A 21256-nucleotide genomic window follows, 5' to 3' on the forward strand; every position below is an offset into this window, starting at 1 on the left:
TCATGTTATTTCGTCATCTGCGTCACCTGATTGTCTTTGGCCTGATTGCCCTCCTCGCCGGCTGCGCGGGTTTTGGCGCCCGTGAATCGGTTGAGGGCCACGGCAGCCCGGCCCTGTGGTCAGAACATAAACAGCAACTGACCCAACTCGACGGCTGGCAAATCAACGGCAAGGTCGGAATTCGCGCACCAAAGGATTCAGGCAGCGCCACGCTGTTCTGGCTGCAACGTCAGGACTATTACGATATTCGCCTGTCGGGCCCGCTGGGCCGGGGCGCTGCCCGCCTGACCGGTCGTCCCGGAAAGGTCAGTCTGGAAGTCGCCAATCAGGGCCGCTATGAAGCGACTTCGCCCGAAGAATTGCTGGGCGAACAGTTGGGCTGGAGCCTGCCGGTATCACATCTGGTGTGGTGGGTGCGCGGCTTGCCAGCACCGGACAGCAAAAGTCGCGTGACCCTGAATGCCGATAGCCGCCTGGCGAATCTGGAGCAGGATGGCTGGAAAATCGAATATTTAAGCTACGTCGAACAGAACGGCTTCTGGCTGCCCGAGCGGGTCAAGCTGCATGGCCCGGATCTGGACGTCACCCTAGTGGTTAAAGATTGGCAACCCCGTCAGTTAGGTCAATGACATGCAAAAAGATGCTCTGGTTTTGCCCTCCCCGGCGAAACTGAATTTGATGCTGCACATTCTCGGCCGTCGCGAAGATGGCTATCACGAACTGCAAACGCTGTTTCAATTCCTCGACTACGGCGATGAAATGACGTTTTCAGTACGTGATGATGGCGTTATCTGCCTGCACACCGATTTTCCCGGAGTCCCGCACGATGCAAACCTGATCGTGAAGGCGGCAAAAAAACTTCAGGAACAATCCGGCGGCTCCCTGGGAATAGACATCCGGATCAAAAAAGTCTTGCCCATGGGCGGCGGCATCGGAGGCGGCAGTTCAAATGCGGCAACCACGTTGCTGGGACTCAATCATCTTTGGCAACTGGACTGGAGCCTCGATCGACTTGCAGCACTGGGCCTGAGCCTGGGGGCTGACGTCCCGGTTTTCGTACGCGGCCACGCCGCTTTCGCTGAAGGTGTTGGCGAAATTCTTACACCAGTTGATCCGGAAGAACCCTGGTATTTAGTACTTGTCCCGCAAGTATCTGTAAGTACTGCAGAAATATTTTCAGATCCTTTGTTGACACGTGACTCTTTGCCCATTAAAGTGCGCCCCGTTCCCAAGGGAAACAGCCGAAACGACTGCGAAGCAGTAGTTAAGGAGCGTTATCCAGAAGTACGTAACGCTTTGAATTTGCTAGGTAAATATACCGAAGCAAAATTAACTGGAACTGGAAGTTGTATATTTGGGGCCTTCCCAAACGAAGCAGATGCTGATAAAGTGCTGCACCTTCTGACAGACACCCTTACAGGGTTTGTAGCAAAAGGAAGCAACGTTTCGATGTTGCATCGCAAGCTACAAGATCTGGCAAAGGAAACGGGTACACGGTACTCGTAGCAACAGATACAGGGGCGTCGCCAAGCGGTAAGGCAGCAGGTTTTGATCCTGCCATGCGTTGGTTCGAATCCAGCCGCCCCTGCCATTTCTTATACTCATCCAGGTTACCCTCAGCCTTCAGGTACTGCGCGTGTCCAAGATGATGGTCTTTACGGGGAACGCTAACCCCGATCTGGCTCGGCGTGTCGTACGTCAGCTGCATATCCCACTCGGTGACATCTCTGTCGGAAAATTTTCTGACGGCGAAATTACCGCTGAGATTAATGAAAATGTCCGCGGTAAAGACGTTTTCATCATTCAGCCGACTTGTGCTCCGACCAACGATAACCTGATGGAACTCGTCGTGATGGCTGATGCCTTCCGCCGCTCCTCAGCTACTCGTATTACTGCTGTTATTCCTTACTTTGGTTATGCCCGTCAGGATCGCCGTCCGCGTTCCGCACGTGTGGCTATCAGCGCAAAAGTTGTCGCTGACATGCTTACCGTAGTCGGCATCGATCGTGTTCTCACGGTTGATTTGCATGCTGACCAGATTCAGGGTTTCTTCGATATTCCTGTAGATAACATCTATGGCTCCCCAGTATTGGTGGATGACATCGAAGATCAGCGCTTTGAAAACCTTATGATTGTGTCCCCGGATATCGGCGGCGTCGTGCGTGCACGTGCTGTTGCCAAATCCCTGGGCGTCGATCTGGGTATCATCGACAAACGCCGTGAGAAAGCCAATCACTCGGAAGTGATGCATATCATTGGTGATGTCGAAGGGCGTACCTGTATTTTGGTTGATGACATGGTCGATACCGCCGGCACTCTGTGCCATGCGGCTAAAGCCTTGAAAGAGCATGGCGCTTCCAAAGTGTTCGCCTACTGCACACACCCTGTGCTGTCGGGTCGGGCAATTGAGAATATCGAAAATTCCATGCTGGATGAGCTGGTGGTGACTAACACCATTCCGCTGTCCGCTGCCGCACAAGCCTGTACGCGTATCCGTCAACTGGATATCGCACCGGTTGTGGCTGAAGCGGTTCGCCGCATCAGCAACGAAGAATCGATCAGTGCGATGTTCCGATAAGGGCCCTGCCCTTCTCTGACATCCCGCTGACGAAAAGCGCCCCGCCCCAGCAGCCTGTTGGGGCGGGGCTTTTTTGCCCATACCGTCCATAGCGCTGGTCGCAAACGCTAGGCCGGATGTGGTTATTTTGGAGATACAACATGAACGATTTTACTCTGAATGCTGAAGTGCGTTCCGACCTGGGGAAAGGTGCGAGCCGCCGCCTGCGTCGTCTCGCAAGCCTGGTTCCAGCTGTAGTTTACGGTGGCGAAAAAGCCCCTGAATCCATCAGCATGCTGGCTAAAGAAGTTGCCAAACTGCTCGAAAACGAAGCTGCTTACAGCCACGTTATCGAACTGACCGTTGGCGGCGTCAAGCAAAACGTAATCATCAAAGCTCTGCAGCGTCACCCGGCTAAAGGCCACGTGATGCACGCTGACTTCGTACGCGTTATTGCTGGTCAGAAGCTGACTGCAATCGTACCGGTTCACTTCATCGGTGAAGCTGCTCCGATCAAGAAAGGCGGCGAGATCTCGCACGTTGTTGCTGAAATCGAAGTTAGCTGCCTGCCAAAAGACCTGCCTGAATTCATCGAAGTTGACCTGGCTAACGCCGAAGTCGGCTCGATCATTCACCTGTCTGACATCACCGCCCCTAAAGGCGTTGAGTTCGTAGCTCTGGCTCACGGTAACGACCTGGCAGTAGCCAACGTTCACGCGCCACGCGTTGCACCAGAAGCAGACGCAGAGTAATTCATTACTCTGTCGTTGGAGTTATGAGAAACATCGCGAGCTAACACGCAGCGAGTAAAGCGGACAAGATCGCGAAGTTTACTCATGTAAACCCGCTTTTTTGTCCGCTTTCGCCGCTAACTGTCAGTGGCGATGTTATCCACAACTCCATAGAAGGGCCCTTGTCGTGACCGCCATAAAACTGATCGTTGGCCTGGGAAATCCAGGCACCGAATACGAACAGACCCGGCATAACGCAGGGGCCCTTTTTGTTGAGCGTCTCGCGTCGGCAAACGGGGTCAACCTCGTTGCGGACCGCAAGTATTTTGGCCTGACCGGGCGTTTCAGCCACCAGGGTCAGGATGTTCGTCTGTTGATTCCCACCACCTATATGAACCGAAGCGGCCAAGCCGTTGCGGCGCTTGCCGGTTTCTACCGCATTGCGCCTGAATCCATATTGGTGGCCCACGACGAACTCGATCTCCCACCCGGCGTTGCCAAGCTCAAACTGGGCGGCGGCCATGGAGGTCATAACGGACTGCGCGACATCATTGCGCAACTGGGAAACAACAATAATTTCTACCGTCTGCGGCTCGGCATTGGCCACCCAGGCGTCGCCAGCATGGTGTCCAATTTTGTTCTGGGTCGAGCGCCTCGCGCCGAACAGGAAAAACTGGACGCCAGCATCGATTTTGCCCTCGGCGTGCTGCCGGATATCCTCGCCGGGGAATGGAACCGTGCGATGAAAAACCTGCACAGCCAGAAGGCCTGACTCTTTATCCGAGGGGAAACACCATGGGATTTAACTGCGGCATCGTCGGCTTGCCTAACGTCGGCAAGTCCACCCTGTTCAACGCCCTGACCAAGTCTGGTATTGCGGCCGAGAACTTCCCCTTCTGCACGATCGAACCGAACACCGGTATCGTGCCGATGCCCGACCCACGCCTGGAGGCACTGGCTGCCATCGTCAAACCCCAGCGCGTACTGCCCACCACCATGGAGTTCGTCGATATCGCAGGCCTGGTGGCCGGCGCGTCGAAAGGCGAAGGCCTGGGCAACAAGTTTTTGGCCAACATCCGTGAAACCGATGCCATCGCTCACGTAGTCCGCTGTTTTGAAGACGAAAACGTGATCCACGTTTCCAACAGCGTTGACCCCAAGCGCGACATCGAAATCATCGACCTTGAGCTGATCTTCGCCGACCTCGACAGCTGCGAAAAGCAACTGCAGAAAGTCGCGCGCAACGCCAAAGGCGGTGACAAGGACGCAGTCGCTCAAAAAGCCCTGCTGGAGCAGCTGATTGCCCACTTCACCCTGGGCAAGCCGGCACGCAGCCTGATCAAGAACATGGACGCCGATGAGAAACAAATCATCAAAGGCTTCCACCTTCTGACCACCAAGCCGGTGATGTACATCGCCAACGTGGCTGAAGACGGCTTCGAAAACAACCCGTTGCTCGACGTAGTGCTAGCCATTGCCGAAGAAGAAGGCGCGATCGTGGTTCCGGTCTGCAACAAGATCGAAGCCGAGATTGCCGAGCTCGATGACGGCGAAGAAAAGGACATGTTCCTTGAAGCCCTGGGTCTTGAAGAGCCGGGCCTGAACCGCGTGATCCGTGCCGGTTACGAAATGCTTAACCTGCAAACCTACTTCACTGCCGGTGTACAGGAAGTACGCGCCTGGACCGTGAAAGTGGGCGCTACCGCTCCGCAGGCTGCCGGCGTGATCCATACCGACTTCGAAAAAGGCTTCATCCGTGCCGAAGTCATCGCCTACGACGACTTCATCAAGTTCAATGGTGAAGCCGGTGCGAAAGAAGCCGGTAAATGGCGTCTGGAAGGCAAGGAATACATCGTTAAAGACGGCGACGTATTGCACTTCCGCTTCAACGTGTAAAACACCACACGTATAAAAAAACCGCGCCCAGGCGCGGTTTTTTTTGGTCCCGGGTTTGTTCAGGCGCCCTCCCGCACTCTGCCGGGCAGTAAGGGTCTATGGTTAATGCCATCCTTCACCAAGATCGGGAGCATCGATGATCCCCAGTGCCAAATCCCTCAGTAACTATGCAGACTCCATTGCAGACAAAGTCAAAACACGTTGGGCCTCAGGTTGGCGCGACGCTCTGGCATCGGCCATCGCGGCTGCACTGGCCTGGATTCTCGCCAAATATTTCTTTGGCCATGTGCACCCGGTGTTTGCCGCCATCAGCGCCGTCGTCTGCCTGGCCCCCGGCCTGCCCAGCCATGGCAAGCAAGCCTTGGGTTTGATGCTGGGGGTAGCCACCGGGATTATCGTGGGCGAGGCCGCCTTGTGGCTGCCGGACTCCTACCCCTTGCTGCGAATCGGCTTTGCCACGTTCTTTGCTATCGCCATTGCAGCCCTTTACGGCCAAGGCCCCGTGGTGCCGATTCAAGCCGGGGTCTCTGCAGTATTGATGCTGGCCGTCGGCCCTGAAAGCGCAGGCTTTGTGCGCATGCTGGATGTGGTGGTCGGTGCGTCCGTGGGCTTGATCTTCAGCCAGATATTGCTTACGCCCAACCCCATCGGAATCATTGATAGCTCGGCAAAAGACCTGCTGGAAAAACTCGCCTCGGGCTTCAGCAAAAGTCTTCAGGCCCTCGAAGCAAAGGACGCGGCCAAGGCTCAAAGTGCGGTGCAGATCTTCTCTCGCGCTCACGACAGCCTGATTGCCCTGGAAAACGGTATCAGCATGGCTCGCAACACCGCGCGCTGGACGCTGCGCGGGCGCTTTGTATCCCGTGAGGTAAAGGACATTGCCGGGCGTTACGAACGTCACGCCGTGCGCCTGTACGCCAGCTCCCTGCTGTTCGCCGAAGCCTTTGCCGACGCCTTGCGCAAGGAGCAAGGGCCACCACCGGCCTCGCTGCACGAGCGGCTGAGCAACGTCGCCGCAGGATGTGCATCCATCGCCAGGGATGATGAGCGGCCAGAGTTGGTGGCGGTGTCCAAAGATCAGCTGGCCGATGCGGTTTCCGCACCGTGGCAACTGTGCTTACAGCACATGAGCACCGTTGAAAGTGCCCTGCTGACGTTTGGCTTTACCACGCAAACAGACGAAAAAAGGGTCATCGAAAATACTCGATGACCCCTGGCTGCTACTGATCAAACTTTTTTGGTTCGTGGCAACAGGATCGCCAGCACTCCGAACAGCGGCAGGTATGAACACAGCGTGTAAACGTATTCGATGCCGTGAATGTCAGCCAGATGGCCGAGCAATGCAGCACCAATGCCGCCAAAGCCGAACATCAGGCCGAAGAAGATGCCGGCGATCATCCCCACGTTGCCCGGCACCAGTTCCTGCGCGTACACCACAATGGCTGAAAAGGCCGAAGCCAGAATAAAGCCGATAATGACGCTCAGGACGCTGGTCCAGAACAGGTCGGCATAGGGCAGCAGCAAGGTGAACGGCGCCACACCCAGAATCGAGAACCAGATCACCGCCTTACGGCCGATCTTGTCACCAATGGGGCCGCCAAAGAACGTACCCGCCGCAACCGCTCCGAGAAACAGGAACAAATACATCTGCGAGTTGGCAATCGATACGCCGAACTTTTCAATCAGGAAGAAGGTGTAATAGCTGGTCAGGCTCGCCATGTAGAAGTACTTGGAGAACACCAGCAGCCCCAATACCACCAGCGCACCGATGACACGCTGCTTTGACAGGCCGTGGGTGGCCTTCTGACCGGCTTTGAGCTTGAACAGGTTCAAGTGATTGCGGTACCAGCGACTGATGACGTACAGCAGCCCTACGGCGAACAGCGCAAACAGGCCGAACCAGGCCACATTGCCCTGGCCAAAAGGAATGATGATCGCCGCCGCCAGCAGCGGACCGAAGGCAGAGCCGGCATTACCGCCGACCTGAAAAGTCGATTGCGCCAGACCATAACGCCCACCTGATGCCAGTCGCGCTACCCGGGAAGCTTCGGGGTGGAAGGTTGACGAACCGACACCCACCAAAGCCGCTGCGACCAGGATCAGCGGAAAACTGCCAACCTGGGACAGCATCAAAATCCCGATCAGGGTGCACACCATGCCCGCGGGTAACAGCAGCGGATTGGGATGACGGTCGGTGTAATAACCGACCCAGGGCTGCAACAGCGAAGCGGTGAGCTGGAACGTCAGGGTAATCAGACCGATCTGGGTAAATGTCAGGTCATATTTGGCCTTGAGCATCGGGTAGATCGACGGCAGTACCGCCTGGATCAGATCATTGATCAGATGCGCCAGCGCCACGGCACCGATGATGCGCATGACTAAGGGGCTGGATTGCGGGACAGAGGGGGACTCGGTTGTTTTTGTTTGAGCGTTGCTAAGGGACATTTTAGTTTCCGGACAACAGGTGAATGTGCACTTGCAGGTGCGTCAATGTGCCATTTTTTTACAGAAGATTTCCATTCCAGGCATGAAATCCTTAAGCAATTGATAGCACAGAGAAAAATTTCAGATATTTGCTTGACACATGTCCAGTACGAGGGAATAATGCGCGCCATTGGCTACATAGCTCAGTTGGTTAGAGCATAGCATTCATAATGCTGGGGTCCGGGGTTCAAGTCCCTGTGTAGCCACCAAACACCGGTTCAGGCTCATCGCAAGATGAAATCGAACCAACAAGAAGCCCGCCTAGTGCGGGCTTTCTTGTGTCTGGGGTATTGGTTTTGCCCTCGCTCTTGCAAACCGGAAAACGCCACGCCTGCTCCCCTTTCTTTCGGCACCATCATCAACAGCACTGAAGTGGCTGGCCTGAAATTCCAGCATCAAGCCTCAGGCAAGACTTTGCCCGGGTTCATCAGGCCGAGCGGGTCCAGTGCCTGTTTGATCAGGCGCATGACACCGACTGCCGCTCCGTGCTCCAGGTCCATGTACTTGATCTTCCCCGAACCAATGCCGTGTTCACCGGTGCACGTACCCTCCAATGCAATGGCGCGCTCCACCACACGCTCATTGAGCGCTTCGGCCTCGGCCATTTCTGCCTCGTTATCCGGATCGACCACCAGCCCCAGGTGGAAGTTGCCATCCCCCACATGCCCCACCACCCCGACGAAAAAAGAGACCCTGGCGACATCTTCGGCGGTTTCGGTAATGCATCGGGTCAGCGCCGAAATCGGTACACACACGTCAGTACTCCAGATCCGGGCATTTGGCCGCATGGACTGCATCGCATAGTGCACATTATGCCGGGCACGCCACAGGCCATTGCGCGCATCGGCATCCGCTGCTGCCTCAAACCCCAGCGCACCATTGCTTTGGACAATCTCGCGAGTCAGCTCTACCTGCTCCGCCACACTGGCCGGGGTGCCGGCGAACTCGAAAAACAGGGTCGGCGTTTCTGCCAGCGCCATCTTCGAAAAGCGATTGACCGCCTGCACCGTGCGCGCATCCAGCAGCTCAACGCGCGACACCGGGATGCCGTACTGAATGATGGAGACCACCGAACTCACCGCCGCCGCGATCGTGGGGAAGGTACAGACGGCCGCTGACGTCGTTTCCGGAATGCCGTAAAGCCGCAGAGTGACTTCGGTGATGATCCCCAGCGTGCCTTCCGAACCGACAAACAAGCGGGTGAGGTCGTAGCCTGCTGCCGACTTGCGCGCGCGGCCACCGGTCTTTATCACCTGGCCATCGGCGAGTACTACGGTGAGGTTCAATACGTTCTCGCGCATGGTGCCGTAGCGCACGGCATTGGTCCCTGATGCGCGGGTTGCCGCCATGCCGCCCAGGGTGCTTTCGCCTCCGGGGTCGACCGGAAAGAACAGCCCGGTGGTGCGCAGTTCGGCATTGAGCTGCATGCGCGTGACGCCCGCTTCGACGGTCACATCCAGATCATCAGGACGCACGGTAATGATCCGCTGCATGCGGCTCAGGTCTATGCAAACCCCGCCCCGGGTGGCGCCCACATGCCCTTCCAGTGAAGTACCGCCACCAAAGGCGATGATCGGCACCCGCTGCGCGGCACAAAGCTTGACGATGGCTGCGACCTCGGCTGTGGACTCGGCATAGCACACCGCGTCCGGCGGCAAGGTCGGGTGGTAAGACTCACCACGGCCGTGCTGCTCGCACTCGGCACGGCTGGTGCTTAAACGCTCACCGAGCAGCTCGCGCAAGGCATCGAGCAAGATGGGCAAAGAAGATGACTGAAGCGCTTGGGAAGTGGCCATTGAAACGTCCATATTATTGTTGGGGGACGAATCTAAGGTACAACAACTAGTATACAAGTTTAAAGCTGATGTTCCGTTATCATGATGCCCCACACAGCCTTGAGCCATGGCTCGGCGAACAAAACCTGCGTAGATCCGATGAGCAAATCCGTAGAAAAGTCCCTCGCCATGCGTCTGGCCAATGAGATCCGTGAAGCCATTGTCTCGGCGCGTTTCGACCTGGGCGAGGCGCTGTCCGAAGAAAGTCTGGCCGCCGCCTTCGAGGTCAGCCGCACGCCGGTTCGCGAAGCCCTGGCGCTGTTGCAGACCGAGGGCCTGGTGAACGTGGTGGCCAAATCCGGCAGCTACGTGTTCAGCCCGACCGAAGACGACATTGTCGAGCTCTGCGAGCACCGTGTGACCCTGGAGGTCGAAGCCTCGCGTCGTGCGCTTGAGCGTAACCCCGAGGCCACCCTGCAGGCACTGCGCGATGCCCTGGCACAGATGATCATGGCGCTGGAGCAGGATGACAGGCTGGCCTACGGCGCTGCCGACACCGAGTTCCACTTGAGTTTTTTCAAGTTCAGCGCCAACCGTTATCTGGTGGACGCCTACGAACGCAACCTGGGCCGTGTCGCGGCCTTGCGTACGCATCTGGCCCGGCGCGCCCGGCATGAGCCGGACCGTTCGTTCAACGATCACTGGCAGATGATCGAGCTCGCCGAGGCGGGCAAGCATGGCGCGCTGGCGACCCTGCTCAGCCGCCATATCCTGCGAACCCGCGAGAGTTACATTGCAACCCTGCGCGAGCGCCAGGAGCTGGCGGGCCCTAACAGTGACCGGGTGGAAAGAATCCGTCGCAAGCTGCGTTTGTAGCGAGCGGGCCGAACCCGCTCTCAGCCTGCATCGCTAACCTTCAGGGTACAGCTCCCCTTCAACCATCCTCGCCACCACGCCGTGCAGGCGGTTAAGCAATGCCTTGATCGCCACAGCTGACTCAGGGTTCAAGGACTCTCGCAGCAAGGCGATTTCACACTCATTGCATGCCGCCGCCAGATTGACCGCGCAGACCGTGGCAAATGAACCATTGATTCGATGCACATAACTGACCAGTGTTGCGCTATCGCCTTGCTGCAGCGCCAGCCCGGCCTGGGTCAGGTCCTCCTGCAGGGTGCTGATAAACAGGCGATGCATGGCCGGCGAAAGCGTAATCCAGCCTTCAAGGTCGTCTGCGGGTTCAGCCCTGGCGGCGGATTCCAGCACGGGCGCAGGGGCCTGCGTTGTCTGCGGGCAATAAGCGCACAGGGTCTGGCGCAAGGTGCTCAGGCTCAAGGGTTTGACCAGCCATGCATTCATCCCGACTTCCAGACAGTGTTCACCCTCCTCACGCATGGCATTGGCGGTCACACCGATAATCGGTACAGCCGGATCAAGCTCACGCAAGCGCCGGGTCAACTGATAACCGTCGAGCCTGGGCATGTTCACATCGGTGATCACCAGATCGAACGAGCCTTCGCTCCAGCGCACCAAGGCTTGCTCGCCATCCTCTGCCAATGTCACTCGAACACCCAGGGCTTCAAGCTGCTCCTTGAGGATTTCGCGGTTGACCGGATTGTCCTCGGCCACCAACACATTCAACTCCAGACTTGCCTGCGGCTGCGGCACAGTGGCGCTCAGCTGCGGTGCAGTTCCCTGCGCCACCTGCATCAAGGTTCTGGCAATCGCACGGATGTCATACGCATTGACCTCCCACCCCCGAGCCGTCCTTTGCGCCTGGCTGCGGCCCGACGCAGTCGCAATGACGCGCTCACCCGCAGCTTGTTGCGATTGCGTGGAACCCGTGACGATATCCAGCAGGATCGCATCCCGGTCTTCAGCTTCCGAGACCGGCAATAACTGCGCCCGCGCGCCCCAGGCACACAACCAGTCAACCAGGCTCTGGCCGATATCCTTGAGCGGCGCACGGACATGGATATTCACATTGCGCAGATCAATGTCTGCACTGTTGACCAGCGCGCCGGCAATGACGGGCAAGGACATCTGTAATGAGAAGCTGCTGCCAAGTCCCGGCTCACTGACCACCCGCAAGTTGGCGCCCATCATTTCACTCAACCGCGAGCAGATGGACAAACCCAGCCCTGCCCCGCCTGCCCGCTCGCTGCCACCGACCTGGGAAAAAGGCTTGAACAGGCGGGTCAGTTGCTGCTCGCTGATACCGATACCGGTATCAGAAACCTGCCACTGCAGCGACACATGGTCCGGTTCAATGGCGGTCACTTTGAGCCTGAGAACAACCCGGCCTGAATCGGTGAACTTGATCGCGTTACTCAGCAAGTTATTAATGATTTGCCGGATACGCACTGCATCCCCGCATACCAGTGGCGGCAAGTTTGCGTCCGCACAGGCGAACAGCTTCAAGCCTTTATTGCTCGCTGCCGCCGAGTAACTGCGCACGCAATCTTCAAGTAAATCCAGTGGGCAAAAGGCTTGGGCTTGTACCGCCATTTGCCCCGACTCGATCTTGGATACATCCAGTACATCGCTGATCAACTGAAACAGAACGGCGGATGAACGTTGAATGGTTTTCAGGTACTCGTGCTGGCGCTCATTCAGAGGCGTGAGCTCCAGTAGCTCCAGATTGCCCAGCACCCCGTACAGAGGGGTGCGGATTTCATGGCTCATGGTGGCCAGAAACAGGGTCTTGGCCTTGCTGGCTTCATCGGCCGCGAGCCTTGCCTGCTCCATCAGATTGGCGTCATCCACATGCCGGGTGATGTCATTGAAACCGCACAGCACCACATCCCTGCCCTTGTAGCGGGCGAATGCGAAACAGGCCTGCAGATAACGCCCGGCCACTTCAAGCTGGACCTCACCCGGCTCGCGTTCGGCATAATCACGCTTCAACAAGGCAATCAGTTCAGGTGTGCCCTGCCACTGCTGCGCGCGCTGGTTCTCCAGCAATATGACGCCGGTTGCACGCTCTACCACGCACAGGCCAACGGGCGCGTTATCGAGCATGACCCGATTGAACTCTTCACTTTCAGCCAGGGACTGGCTGGAGCGCTGAGCAGGCTCGATGATCCGCACCCGATACCAGCGGTTGACGCGCCAGCCAATCAGGACGAACAACCCAAACAGGCCCGCCGCGCCCATCAAGGGCCATTTCGCATAGCCAAAGAAGTTCTGATACGTGATGGCGTACAGGCCGATCCAGGGGTCGGCCCCGCCTGAGGTCAATTTGAAGCGCAGACCGTCACGGGTAAAACTCAGCCCGGGCGCCAGCTCTTCGACATTCCGAGCATCACCCAACAACACGTCGCCAGCAGGAGAGATCAGGGTCAGGCGACTGTTGGTGGGGCGCATCAACAAGCGTTCAAGGTCACTCACATCGCTGACATCAAGCAAGGCGCTGAGAATCACCGAACTCCCCTCGTTAGCCGCCTGCATAAAGCGCTGGGGAAGATTGACCTTGATAGCGCCCACTATGTATTTGCGCTTCTGAATGAGCTCGAGCGGAGCTTTCATCCACAACACTTGATCACTGTTGAGCGCCTGACGCCGGGGCAAAAACGCGTCGTACAAACGCTTGGTCACTGCAAAGAAATTATCCTTGAACAACAGCGGGTACTGGCGGGTGCCATCAATACCGGGGACGGCAATGGAAAACTGGGCGGTGGGTGAAAAGACAAACACTTGCGGTGCCGAATAATAAGAATCGGACCAGTAAGCCGTGAACAGATCGGTCAACTGTACGCCAAACGAATAAACCCCCTGCATATCATCCAGGCTGAACGTGTCGCGCTGACTGACGGTAAACGGCAGGGACTTGGCCGTGTCCCGGTTTTGAAATAAAACTTCGTTGTCCTGACGCATCAATTCAATGTGCGAGCGCGGCTTGTTGTCCATCGAAAAGTTGCCACTGGCGTGGTCATAACTTTCAGCGCCAATGCGTAAAAAGTCTTCGTGTTCATGAATACTTTCAATCAACCGTGCGAAGTGGAATTCGGTCTTTTCGCGTTCCTCCATCAACAAACGGTTAACGGCCCAATAACTCATGCCCACCAGCAACAGGGCAAGTCCGGTCAGCAGGAGCAACAGCTTGTTCAGTCGCAATGAACTCAATGCCAGTGCACCGAGACGTACCTTTGCTTGCTTCATTATTCAGCGCCGTCATTCAGCTGGATGGAGCCTGGCAAGCCCACTAGCTGCCAAGGTATCTACGCACTTTTAGAGCTACAAAAAACAGCACTTTGCCCGCCCTGGACCACGCTTGAAACGACGAACAGGAATCGTCTGATGGGGCTATTCCACGTTCAGCTGCATCCTGTGCAACACCTGCTGCGGCACGCCGCTGTCAGGCTGACACTTAAAATGAATATCACACTTCATCTGTTTGTAAAGGACGTCTCCCATGTTTCAAAAAATAGGCAAATACACGGCACTTTGTGGTTCTTCGATGCTGATCGTCATGGCAGCGGCGACTGCTCAAGCGGCTGACGGCCAGGTTGAATTCACCGGCGTCATCAACGACAACCCATGCACCATCAACAGCGAAAGCGTGAAGAAATCCGTTGATATGGGCCAGGTTCGTATCGCTGACTTCGCCAGCACTGTTGGCTCTACAGCCGGCGCCACTCCGTTCTCCATCTCTCTGGAGAACTGCAGCGGCCCAACCCTGAAAAACGCCTCCATCAAGTTCAGCGGCCAACAAGCCGTTACTGATGCAACCGTACTGGGCATGACCGGTGAGAACCAGATCACTGGCGTCGGCATTCAGATCAACGATGCACGCACCGGCTCCAAACTGGCACTGAACACCGCCAGCTCTGATTACGTACTGCGCCCTCAAGGCAACACCTTCGATTTCACCGCTTCCTATGTACGTCTGGCGGCAGACACTGAAGAAGTGAGCGGTATCGGTACCGGTAAAGTTAACGCCCTGGCCAGCTTCGACGTTACTTACAAGTAATTCATGTTTTTAAACGAAAGAGCTCGCGTTCAATCGCGAGCTCGGTCGTTAGGTTAAACAGAGGACACCCTTCATGCGTTTAAAAATTGCAGCCTTGTTGACACTGGCAGCGGTCTTTTGGCTGCCCCAGATTCAAGCAGGCGTCAATGTCGGCTCTACGCGGGTTATTTATCAAAGCAAAGACAAGGAAGCCAATCTTTCACTCTCAAACTCCGGTGACGACGGCGTACCGTATCTGGTGCAATCCTGGGTCAGCACATTCGACAAACCGGATGAGAGCGCAGATGAATTCATCATCACCCCGCCATTGTTTCGCCTGGATGCCAATAGCCAGAATATCTTGCGGGTAATTGCGACCAACGCGCAAAACTTGCCCACCGATAAAGAAAGCCTGTTTTTTCTCAACGTAAAAGCCATCCCGGCCCTGAGTGAAGAACAACGCAATCAAAACGTGCTGCAAATTGCACTCAAGACCACAATCAAACTGTTCTACCGCCCTGCCGACTTGAAAGGCACGTTGGTACAAGCCGTTGAAGGGCTTCAATGGCGAGCGGATGGCGGCCACTTAAGTGTGCATAACCCGTCGGGCTATAACGTGGTAGTCAGTGAACTGCTGATTAACAACAACGCCAGCACAGGCCTGCCCGAAGTCATAAAACCCGGCAGTTCCATTACTACAAAAATACCGTTTAAAAACAGCGACACCCTCGAATTCAGCTACATCAACGAATACGGCAGTACGGTCAAGACAACACCTGTTATTGCTCGCTGAATACTGAACTACACGCCGACTGGAAGAACTCTCTCATGCTGCGATTGCGCATGTGCGCCTTCGCGCGCCGAATAAACTACTGGGGTCTTCTGTCCCTCAGTGCGATCAGTCTCACAACGACTGCCGTTCGCGCAGACTACAGCTTCGATTCTTCCTTTCTGGAAATTGGTGGCGGCAACAGTTCGGCCGAAGTAGCCGAGCAAGTAAAAGCCATGAGCCAAAGCCAACTTCCGGGTATTTATCGTGTCGACCTGTCACTGAGCAATCGTTATCTCGAACAGCGCGACTTGCAGTTTGTCCGCGAAACGCCGAGCCAGACATCGACCCCTTCAGGCTTGTTTCCCTGCTTCAGCCTTCAGGCCCTGACTGATTTTGGCGTTGACCCCGAGCGCCTGAAAAACACTGAGATCAGTGCTGACAACTGTGTGTACTTCCAGGGCGACCTGACCGGTATCACCTATGACTACGACTTCAATAAACAGCAGCTTGACCTGCAAGTGCCCCAGGCTTATATCGGCAGCATTCCATTCGCTACCCGCCGTAAAAGCTGGAGCGATGGCGAGCAAGTCGCTTTTGCCAACTATAACTTTTCAGGCAGCCACTACGAGAGCCAGTACGGCAATCGTCAGTCCCAGTTCGGCAGTGTGCACAGCGGTTTCAATAGCGGGGCCTGGCGCTTTCGCAACTTCTCGACCTGGCAGAAGAGTACCAACGTCGATGGCAACTGGAAGTCCGTGGACACCTATGTGCAGCGGGACCTGGGCAACCTGATGGCGATTGCCACTGTCGGTGAAAGCTCAACCGACAGCGATCTGTTTGACACGATTTCCTACCGCGGTGTGGGCATTGCTTCTGACCTGGACATGCTGCCGGATGACTCGCGCAACTTCGCGCCTGTAGTTCGTGGCGTGGCCAATGGCCGCTCGCTGGTGACGTTGCGCCAGCGCGGCTATGTGATCAGCGAGCAGTGGGTGCCGTCCGGCCCGTTTGCGCTCAAGGATCTGTACTCGACCTCGGGCAACGGTGATATCGAAGTCACGGTTGAAGGCCCCAATGGCGAGCGTCAGGTGTATGTCCAGTCGTTCTCGTCCGTGCCCTACATGTTGCGCGAAGGTCAACAAAGCTACGCCGTGACCGCCGGCCAGTATCGCCCTGCAGACGGTGCATTGAACCCGCAAAAGCCGGGCTTTGTACAAGGCACCTACCGCCGGGGTCTGACTGACGGTACCACCCTGTTCGGTGGCACCATCGTCAGTGAACAGTACCACTCCGTGCTGGCGGGCTTTGCCCACGACTTTTCGGGTTTCGGCGCCATTTCGCTGGACGTGACCCATGCCATCAGCGACGACATGGGCCCGGACTCCAAGACCCTGTCGGGGCAGTCTTTTCGTTTTCGTTATTCCAAGTCCATCGATCTGACCGACACCAGCTTCAGCCTGATTGGCTACCGCTACTCCACCAGCGGTTATTACAGCTTTAACGAAGCGATCAATGCGCGCGCCAACAACTCCCTCGAACCCTATGTGGACGAGACACTGACCGAAAGTGCGATGTATACCCCGTACTTGAGCGGCCATATGAAAAGCAGCTTTACCGCCAACGTATCGCAGCAATTCGGCTCCTATGGCGGCATGTACGCCAACCTGACCAAAACCGATTACTGGAACCTGGCCAAGAGCAATACCTCGGTGCAACTGGGCTACAGCTTCAGTGTCGGGCGCGCGTCCTACAACCTGGGCCTGGCGCAGAACAGCGGCGTCGGTGATGACATTCGCAGCGTATCGTTGAGCGTGAGCATTCCCTTGGGCGATCCGGGCAGCAGCAGCCGTCTGGGCCTGAGCAACAGTCAGGATTCGAGCGGCAATGCCAGTCGCAACGCCACCTTCAGCGGCTCGTATTTCCCCAACGACACCCTGTCTTACAACCTGGGCATCAATCAGCAAGTCAGTGACGACGAGCGCTTGCTCGGCGGTTCGGTTGCCGCCCGTTACAACGCGGCCAATGCCATCTGGCACGGGTCTTACAACAAGGACCAGAACACCCGCCAGACGGACTATGGCGTGGAGGGTGCGATCGTCGCCACCGGTGACACCCTGATGTTCACCCAGCCTTTGGGCGAGACCAACATCATCGTGGCCACGCCCGGTGCCGGGGACGTCGGTGTGCTGACCAAAAGCGGGGTCAAAACCAACAGCAGCGGTTACACGATTATTTCTTCTGCCCAGCCCTACCGCAAAAACAAGGTAGCGCTCGATACCGACTCGTTATCGGACAACACCGACGTCGAGCAACTGGTGCAGGAAGTGACCCCCAATCGTGGCGCTTTTGTACTGGCCAACTTCGAGACCCGCAACGGTCGCCGCCTGTTGATCAGCCTCAGCGCCAAAGATGGCAAGCCGGCACCCTTTGCTGCCGAGGCTCAGGTTTATGGACTGGACGGCACCTTATTGAGCAACGCCATGGTGGCAGACAAGGGTCGGGTATTTCTGACCGGCGTACCCGAAAAGTCGCGACTGGTGATCAATGTCAGCGGCCGGCAGTGGTGCGCCACAGATCTGGACCTGAACAATTACACGCTGTCAGACACGGGCATCGGCCAACTGCAGATCAGTTGCGATACCCCGTCGGCCGCCCATACAGACACTCAAGGTACTCCCGATGCATAACTCAACAATCACGCGACCTGATTCGCGCTGGGTGGGACGCAGTTTACTGCTGCTTGGCCTGCTGTTAAGTCTGGGCTCCCAACAGGCCTTTGCCTTGATTCAAAACAACCTGTCGTGTAACCCGACAAGTCCCACGGTTGTGAATTTGGGGGATGTAGAACGCTCGACATGGGTAAAGGTCCCCATGACCGGCACATGTACAGTGACGCGCAACTTTCCGTATGGATCGTCCCTGTCTTCCCAGAGGGAGCAATTTACACCAGGGTTTCTTCTCAGTTTAAGAAAGACTGAGGGTGATTTCAGAGGAATCCCTATGTATGCGTGGGGCACTGCAACAACGGATTGCTTACCTACCTCAAGTAGTGAATGCAGGCCTTTGCCCGTGCGCACCGTCGTTACTTACAACCTAGAGGCTGAAGGATGGTCACCCAGTACGACCGGGGACCATTCAACCACTTTCTTACTGACAAGTACTTCAATCAAGGGCTACGAAGGCTACGTCGATAAAATTCAAACGCTGACCATTAATTTACGCGTCATCAACCCAGCCTGCACCATGGGGTCAAGTAGTACGTTGAACTTGCCGTTTGGTACTTTGAATTCAAATGACTTCGCGACCTCGCAGCAACTGGCCAATGTCACGCTGAACTGCACCCGCGGCACCCAGGCAACTGCCACGCTGGTGCCCAAGCAAAGCGCTGTGAGTGGCAGCCCCGGGGTTTCGGCGACCACCCTGGCCGGCCTGTCGATGGCCGCCACCTGGGCCGATAACAACTCTGCCGTGACCTTCAACAGTCCGCGTACGCTAAACCTGACCACAGGCGCCAATACCATTCGCCTGGGTTTCCGGCCGCGTCTGAATACCAGTGTTTCACCCACTGGAAGTTTCACCAGCCAATACACCCTCAACATCAACTACCTCTGAATGACCACAGGAACCGATCATGAACTTGCGCTTATCACTGGCTGCAGCCCTTCTCACTGGTCTGGCATGCACCTCTTCGTATGCAGACGACACCGTCACCATCAACGTCAGTGGCACCCTGACCAAAGCCCCCTGCTCCCTGACCAGCAGCAAAACCTTGACCGCCAACTTTGGCAGCATCCGTACCGACCTGATAAACAGCGCCAGCAGCGTGGATATTCCGGTCACTCTGAACTGCCCGGCCAACTCGGCACTGAACGTCAGCATCAAGGCTTCGGGCGTCTATTCAGGCTCCACCACTTATGCGACTACCAGCAAGACCAACCTTGTGTATATGTTGTCGTGGAAAAGTGACAACTCCGTGGCCAACGTCACCGGCACCAAACGCAACCTGACCAATCAAAGCGGCACCGTAAACCTTGGCTTGACCGCCAAGCTGATTGCTATCGCCGCACAGACCGAGGGTAGTTTCACCGGTTCGTCGGTCATTACCCTCGAGTACCTGTGAGATGTTCATGCAGGCCAGAGGCAGCATGATTGCAGCACTGCTGGCGAGCGTAACGCTGTGCAGCAGCACAGCGTATGGCGACGAGGAGGCCAGCCGGCTCGATATTACCGGCACCCTGATAAAACCGCCCTGCACGGCAAGTTTCCCGACGTCGCAGAGTGTGGATATCCCCAAGGCGAGCCTGAGTGTGCTGAGCGCAGACAGTTCTGAATGGACTGATGTGGACTTGAACTTTCAATGCCTCAAAGGCAGCCAGGTGCTGCTGCGCTTTAGCGCGGGCAATGGTTCGTTTGACAGCAACACGCTGCGCACCACCCTTGACCGAGTGGGGTTGAAAACCCGCCTGAGTGATGTCAGCAGCAGCGTCAACACGGTGGATTTGACCCTGGGTGAACAGCATGCCTTCGCAGTTGAAGACACACTGTTAAAGCTCAAGCTCTCGGTGCGGCCAGTCAGGATCGGCAATCAAATGCCCGCAGTCGGCAGCTACAGTTCAACGCTGTTGATGGAAATGATCTACCAGTAAACCCGCTCGGTCAGGTGAACAGATTGGCTTTGAGGCACAGGATCAGCAACGCCTGATCATTGTCGACATCAAGCTTGCGCATTGCCGAAATCTTCAGGGTGCTGATCGTTTTAATACTGCGGTTCAGGCTCTGCGCAACTTCCCCGACCGCCATGCCAGAAGCAAACAGTCGCAGGACCTCGAATTCCTTGACGGTTAATTGACTGAGCCTTTGCGCAACATCATCCAGCTCCTCACTCGACGTACCCTCAGGCATGTCTTGCTGGTAATGCCCCTCCCGATAGAACGCATCCAGTGCGACCAGAATCTGCTCCAGCCCCGAGCTCTTGGATATGACCCCGCTGATGCCCAAGTCATACAACCAGGTCAAAACCTGCGGATTGGAAATCACTGTCAGCACTATGATCCGCGGCTCGGGAAAGTGCCGGCGCAGGTATTCCACCAGACGCGAGCCATCGCCGTAATGTTCATCACCCGGCATGTTGTAGTCCGTGATAATCACGTCAGGACGCAGTAGCGAAATCTTTTCGATTAATCCGGACGGACTCAGCGCCTCGCCCACCACTTTGAAACGCGGGTCGCGCTCGATGATTTCACGCACCCCCATCAACACAATCGGGTGATCATCGGCCAACAAGACTTTCATTTGCGCCATGGCTTACCTAACTCCAACTTTCTGTGTAGTCGCATGCCCCTATGGGACTGTGATCTGTCGGGTTCTTTCGTGCCATTCGCAGCCCCGTGCCCGGGCAACGACTACAGGTTCCACGGGTCAGCCTTTATGCAGTAAGTGAGTAAAGCATGGTCATTCAGCACTTCCAGCTTATGCATCGCAGACACTTTATGTGTGCTGACTGTTTTGACACTTCGATTTAACTGACGGGCGATGTCCCCCACGCTGTTGCCGGCCACAAACAGCTGCAGCACTTCAACTTCGCGGGGTGACAGTGTGGAGAAACGCTCATCAATGACCTTGAGGTTGGTGATTACCGACGTGGCCGGAGCCGCCGCCCCGGCATAGGGCCGGCCCTTGGCCAGAGCATTCAGCGCTTTACCTATTTCTTGATAGATATGATTTTTTGCAATCACTCCCGCCACGCCCATTTCCAGCAAGCGAGAAATAATCAGCGGATTACTCTCCATGGTCAGCACCAGGATTTTCACCCCCGGAAAATGTTCAATCAGGTACTCGATCAGCTGCAGTCCATCACCAAAGGTCTCATCACCGGGCATGTTGAAGTCGGTAATCAACAAGGCAGGTTGATGCACTACCAGCTGCTCTACCAGTTGCGACGAATTCAGGGCTTCGCCGACAAGATTGAAACACTTGTCCCGTTGAATCACTTCCCGAAGCCCCACCAGGACCACCGGGTGATCGTCGGCAATCACAACCTTTAACTCGCGCATTGCCTGACTCCATATTGATGACGCAACTAAAGCGGGAATG

The 21256-nt window shown here is 56.3% G+C and carries 19 protein-coding genes and 2 tRNA genes; 16 read left to right on the forward strand and 5 right to left on the reverse strand.

All coding sequences use genetic code 11. The features are described from left to right. Nucleotides 1-2: 2 nt before the first annotated feature. The 8 genes from lolB (at nt 3) to WG29040_RS09815 (ending at nt 6394) form a co-directional block, all read left to right on the forward strand. The gene (gene lolB, locus WG29040_RS09780) at nt 3-629 is read left to right on the forward strand and encodes a lipoprotein insertase outer membrane protein LolB (protein WP_010657323.1); all 627 of its coding nucleotides are present in this window, start codon (nt 3-5) and stop codon (nt 627-629) included. A gap of 1 nt (nt 630) precedes the next feature. Continuing rightward, nucleotides 631-1506, forward strand: a complete 876-nt coding sequence (gene ispE, locus WG29040_RS09785; RefSeq protein WP_127196071.1) for a 4-(cytidine 5'-diphospho)-2-C-methyl-D-erythritol kinase — start codon at nt 631-633, stop codon at nt 1504-1506. Nucleotides 1507-1516: 10 nt separating this feature from the next. Then, a tRNA-Gln gene (locus WG29040_RS09790) sits at nt 1517-1591 on the forward strand. 45 nt (nt 1592-1636) lie between these two features. Further along, on the forward strand, nt 1637-2578 hold the full coding sequence (locus WG29040_RS09795) for a ribose-phosphate pyrophosphokinase (protein ID WP_003439794.1): 942 nt from the start codon (nt 1637-1639) through the stop codon (nt 2576-2578). Nucleotides 2579-2718: 140 nt separating this feature from the next. After that, entirely contained in the window at nt 2719-3309 is a 591-nt protein-coding gene (locus tag WG29040_RS09800) for a 50S ribosomal protein L25/general stress protein Ctc (RefSeq protein WP_003439792.1), read from the forward strand. 166 nt (nt 3310-3475) lie between these two features. After that, the gene (gene pth / locus WG29040_RS09805; protein ID WP_003439790.1) at nt 3476-4060 is read left to right on the forward strand and encodes an aminoacyl-tRNA hydrolase; all 585 of its coding nucleotides are present in this window, start codon (nt 3476-3478) and stop codon (nt 4058-4060) included. A gap of 23 nt (nt 4061-4083) precedes the next feature. After that, the gene (gene ychF / locus WG29040_RS09810; RefSeq protein ID WP_003439789.1) at nt 4084-5184 is read left to right on the forward strand and encodes a redox-regulated ATPase YchF; all 1101 of its coding nucleotides are present in this window, start codon (nt 4084-4086) and stop codon (nt 5182-5184) included. Nucleotides 5185-5320: 136 nt separating this feature from the next. After that, nucleotides 5321-6394 carry an aromatic acid exporter family protein gene (locus WG29040_RS09815; RefSeq protein ID WP_003439782.1) on the forward strand — a complete coding sequence of 358 codons (1074 nt, stop codon included), beginning with the start codon at nt 5321-5323 and terminating at the stop codon, nt 6392-6394. A 17-nt stretch (nt 6395-6411) separates the two neighbouring features. Here WG29040_RS09815 and WG29040_RS09820 read toward each other — a convergent pair whose 3' ends face one another. Continuing rightward, nucleotides 6412-7629, reverse strand: coding sequence for an MFS transporter (locus tag WG29040_RS09820; RefSeq protein WP_029612974.1), 1218 nt, complete (start codon nt 7627-7629; stop codon nt 6412-6414). A gap of 171 nt (nt 7630-7800) precedes the next feature. On the opposite strand from WG29040_RS09820, the gene WG29040_RS09825 reads away from it, so the two are divergent. Further along, nucleotides 7801-7877: transfer RNA gene (locus WG29040_RS09825), tRNA-Met, on the forward strand. A gap of 186 nt (nt 7878-8063) precedes the next feature. Here WG29040_RS09825 and WG29040_RS09830 read toward each other — a convergent pair. After that, entirely contained in the window at nt 8064-9464 is a 1401-nt protein-coding gene (locus WG29040_RS09830; protein WP_127196072.1) for an FAD-binding oxidoreductase, read from the reverse strand. 81 nt (nt 9465-9545) lie between these two features. Here WG29040_RS09830 and WG29040_RS09835 point away from each other — a divergent pair, with 81 nt between their 5' ends. Next, a complete protein-coding gene (locus WG29040_RS09835) occupies nt 9546-10319 on the forward strand; it encodes a GntR family transcriptional regulator (protein WP_256681535.1) in 774 nt (257 codons plus the stop codon). Nucleotides 10320-10352: 33 nt separating this feature from the next. Here WG29040_RS09835 and WG29040_RS09840 read toward each other — a convergent pair whose 3' ends face one another. Next, nucleotides 10353-13601, reverse strand: coding sequence for a hybrid sensor histidine kinase/response regulator (locus WG29040_RS09840; protein ID WP_127196073.1), 3249 nt, complete (start codon nt 13599-13601; stop codon nt 10353-10355). A 253-nt stretch (nt 13602-13854) separates the two neighbouring features. Here WG29040_RS09840 and WG29040_RS09845 point away from each other — a divergent pair, with 253 nt between their 5' ends. The 6 genes from WG29040_RS09845 (at nt 13855) to WG29040_RS09870 (ending at nt 19809) form a co-directional block, all read left to right on the forward strand. Further along, entirely contained in the window at nt 13855-14412 is a 558-nt protein-coding gene (locus tag WG29040_RS09845; protein WP_010657328.1) for a fimbrial protein, read from the forward strand. 73 nt (nt 14413-14485) lie between these two features. Beyond that, nucleotides 14486-15184, forward strand: coding sequence for a molecular chaperone (locus WG29040_RS09850; protein ID WP_003439763.1), 699 nt, complete (start codon nt 14486-14488; stop codon nt 15182-15184). A gap of 35 nt (nt 15185-15219) precedes the next feature. Then, the gene (locus tag WG29040_RS09855; RefSeq protein ID WP_127196074.1) at nt 15220-17850 is read left to right on the forward strand and encodes a fimbria/pilus outer membrane usher protein; all 2631 of its coding nucleotides are present in this window, start codon (nt 15220-15222) and stop codon (nt 17848-17850) included. A 556-nt stretch (nt 17851-18406) separates the two neighbouring features. Further along, nucleotides 18407-18775, forward strand: coding sequence for a hypothetical protein (locus WG29040_RS24520; RefSeq protein ID WP_256681536.1), 369 nt, complete (start codon nt 18407-18409; stop codon nt 18773-18775). 19 nt (nt 18776-18794) lie between these two features. Beyond that, nucleotides 18795-19283 carry a fimbrial protein gene (locus tag WG29040_RS09865; RefSeq protein ID WP_127196076.1) on the forward strand — a complete coding sequence of 163 codons (489 nt, stop codon included), beginning with the start codon at nt 18795-18797 and terminating at the stop codon, nt 19281-19283. Nucleotides 19284-19308: 25 nt separating this feature from the next. Further along, a complete protein-coding gene (locus tag WG29040_RS09870; RefSeq protein ID WP_235972490.1) occupies nt 19309-19809 on the forward strand; it encodes a fimbrial protein in 501 nt (166 codons plus the stop codon). A gap of 10 nt (nt 19810-19819) precedes the next feature. On the opposite strand, the gene WG29040_RS09875 is transcribed toward WG29040_RS09870, so the two are convergent. Both WG29040_RS09875 and WG29040_RS09880 read right to left on the reverse strand, forming a co-directional pair. Then, on the reverse strand, nt 19820-20464 hold the full coding sequence (locus tag WG29040_RS09875; RefSeq protein WP_003439756.1) for a response regulator: 645 nt from the start codon (nt 20462-20464) through the stop codon (nt 19820-19822). Nucleotides 20465-20565: 101 nt separating this feature from the next. After that, a complete protein-coding gene (locus tag WG29040_RS09880) occupies nt 20566-21216 on the reverse strand; it encodes a response regulator (RefSeq protein ID WP_010657330.1) in 651 nt (216 codons plus the stop codon). Between the last annotated feature and the right edge of the window lie 40 nt (nt 21217-21256).

Origin of the sequence: Pseudomonas sp. PAMC 29040 (genome assembly GCF_003994535.1) — a bacterium.
In the GTDB taxonomy this organism is placed as follows: Bacteria; Pseudomonadota; Gammaproteobacteria; order Pseudomonadales; family Pseudomonadaceae; genus Aquipseudomonas; species Aquipseudomonas paraversuta.

Excerpts from the sequence above, each read along its gene's own strand:
- lolB (WP_010657323.1), top strand. The coding sequence starts at position 3 with ATGTTATTTCGTCATCTGCGTCACCTGATTGTCTTTGGCCTGATTGCC.
- ispE (WP_127196071.1), top strand. The coding sequence starts at position 631 with ATGCAAAAAGATGCTCTGGTTTTGCCCTCCCCGGCGAAACTGAATTTG.
- WG29040_RS09800 (WP_003439792.1), top strand. The coding sequence starts at position 2,719 with ATGAACGATTTTACTCTGAATGCTGAAGTGCGTTCCGACCTGGGGAAA.
- ychF (WP_003439789.1), top strand. The coding sequence starts at position 4,084 with ATGGGATTTAACTGCGGCATCGTCGGCTTGCCTAACGTCGGCAAGTCC.
- WG29040_RS09815 (WP_003439782.1), top strand. The coding sequence starts at position 5,321 with ATGATCCCCAGTGCCAAATCCCTCAGTAACTATGCAGACTCCATTGCA.
- WG29040_RS09820 (WP_029612974.1), bottom strand. The coding sequence starts at position 7,629 with ATGTCCCTTAGCAACGCTCAAACAAAAACAACCGAGTCCCCCTCTGTC.
- WG29040_RS09830 (WP_127196072.1), bottom strand. The coding sequence starts at position 9,464 with ATGGCCACTTCCCAAGCGCTTCAGTCATCTTCTTTGCCCATCTTGCTC.
- WG29040_RS09835 (WP_256681535.1), top strand. The coding sequence starts at position 9,546 with ATGATGCCCCACACAGCCTTGAGCCATGGCTCGGCGAACAAAACCTGC.
- WG29040_RS09840 (WP_127196073.1), bottom strand. The coding sequence starts at position 13,601 with ATGAAGCAAGCAAAGGTACGTCTCGGTGCACTGGCATTGAGTTCATTG.
- WG29040_RS09845 (WP_010657328.1), top strand. The coding sequence starts at position 13,855 with ATGTTTCAAAAAATAGGCAAATACACGGCACTTTGTGGTTCTTCGATG.
- WG29040_RS09850 (WP_003439763.1), top strand. The coding sequence starts at position 14,486 with ATGCGTTTAAAAATTGCAGCCTTGTTGACACTGGCAGCGGTCTTTTGG.
- WG29040_RS09855 (WP_127196074.1), top strand. The coding sequence starts at position 15,220 with ATGCTGCGATTGCGCATGTGCGCCTTCGCGCGCCGAATAAACTACTGG.
- WG29040_RS24520 (WP_256681536.1), top strand. The coding sequence starts at position 18,407 with ATGGGGTCAAGTAGTACGTTGAACTTGCCGTTTGGTACTTTGAATTCA.
- WG29040_RS09865 (WP_127196076.1), top strand. The coding sequence starts at position 18,795 with ATGAACTTGCGCTTATCACTGGCTGCAGCCCTTCTCACTGGTCTGGCA.
- WG29040_RS09870 (WP_235972490.1), top strand. The coding sequence starts at position 19,309 with ATGATTGCAGCACTGCTGGCGAGCGTAACGCTGTGCAGCAGCACAGCG.
- WG29040_RS09875 (WP_003439756.1), bottom strand. The coding sequence starts at position 20,464 with ATGGCGCAAATGAAAGTCTTGTTGGCCGATGATCACCCGATTGTGTTG.
- WG29040_RS09880 (WP_010657330.1), bottom strand. The coding sequence starts at position 21,216 with ATGCGCGAGTTAAAGGTTGTGATTGCCGACGATCACCCGGTGGTCCTG.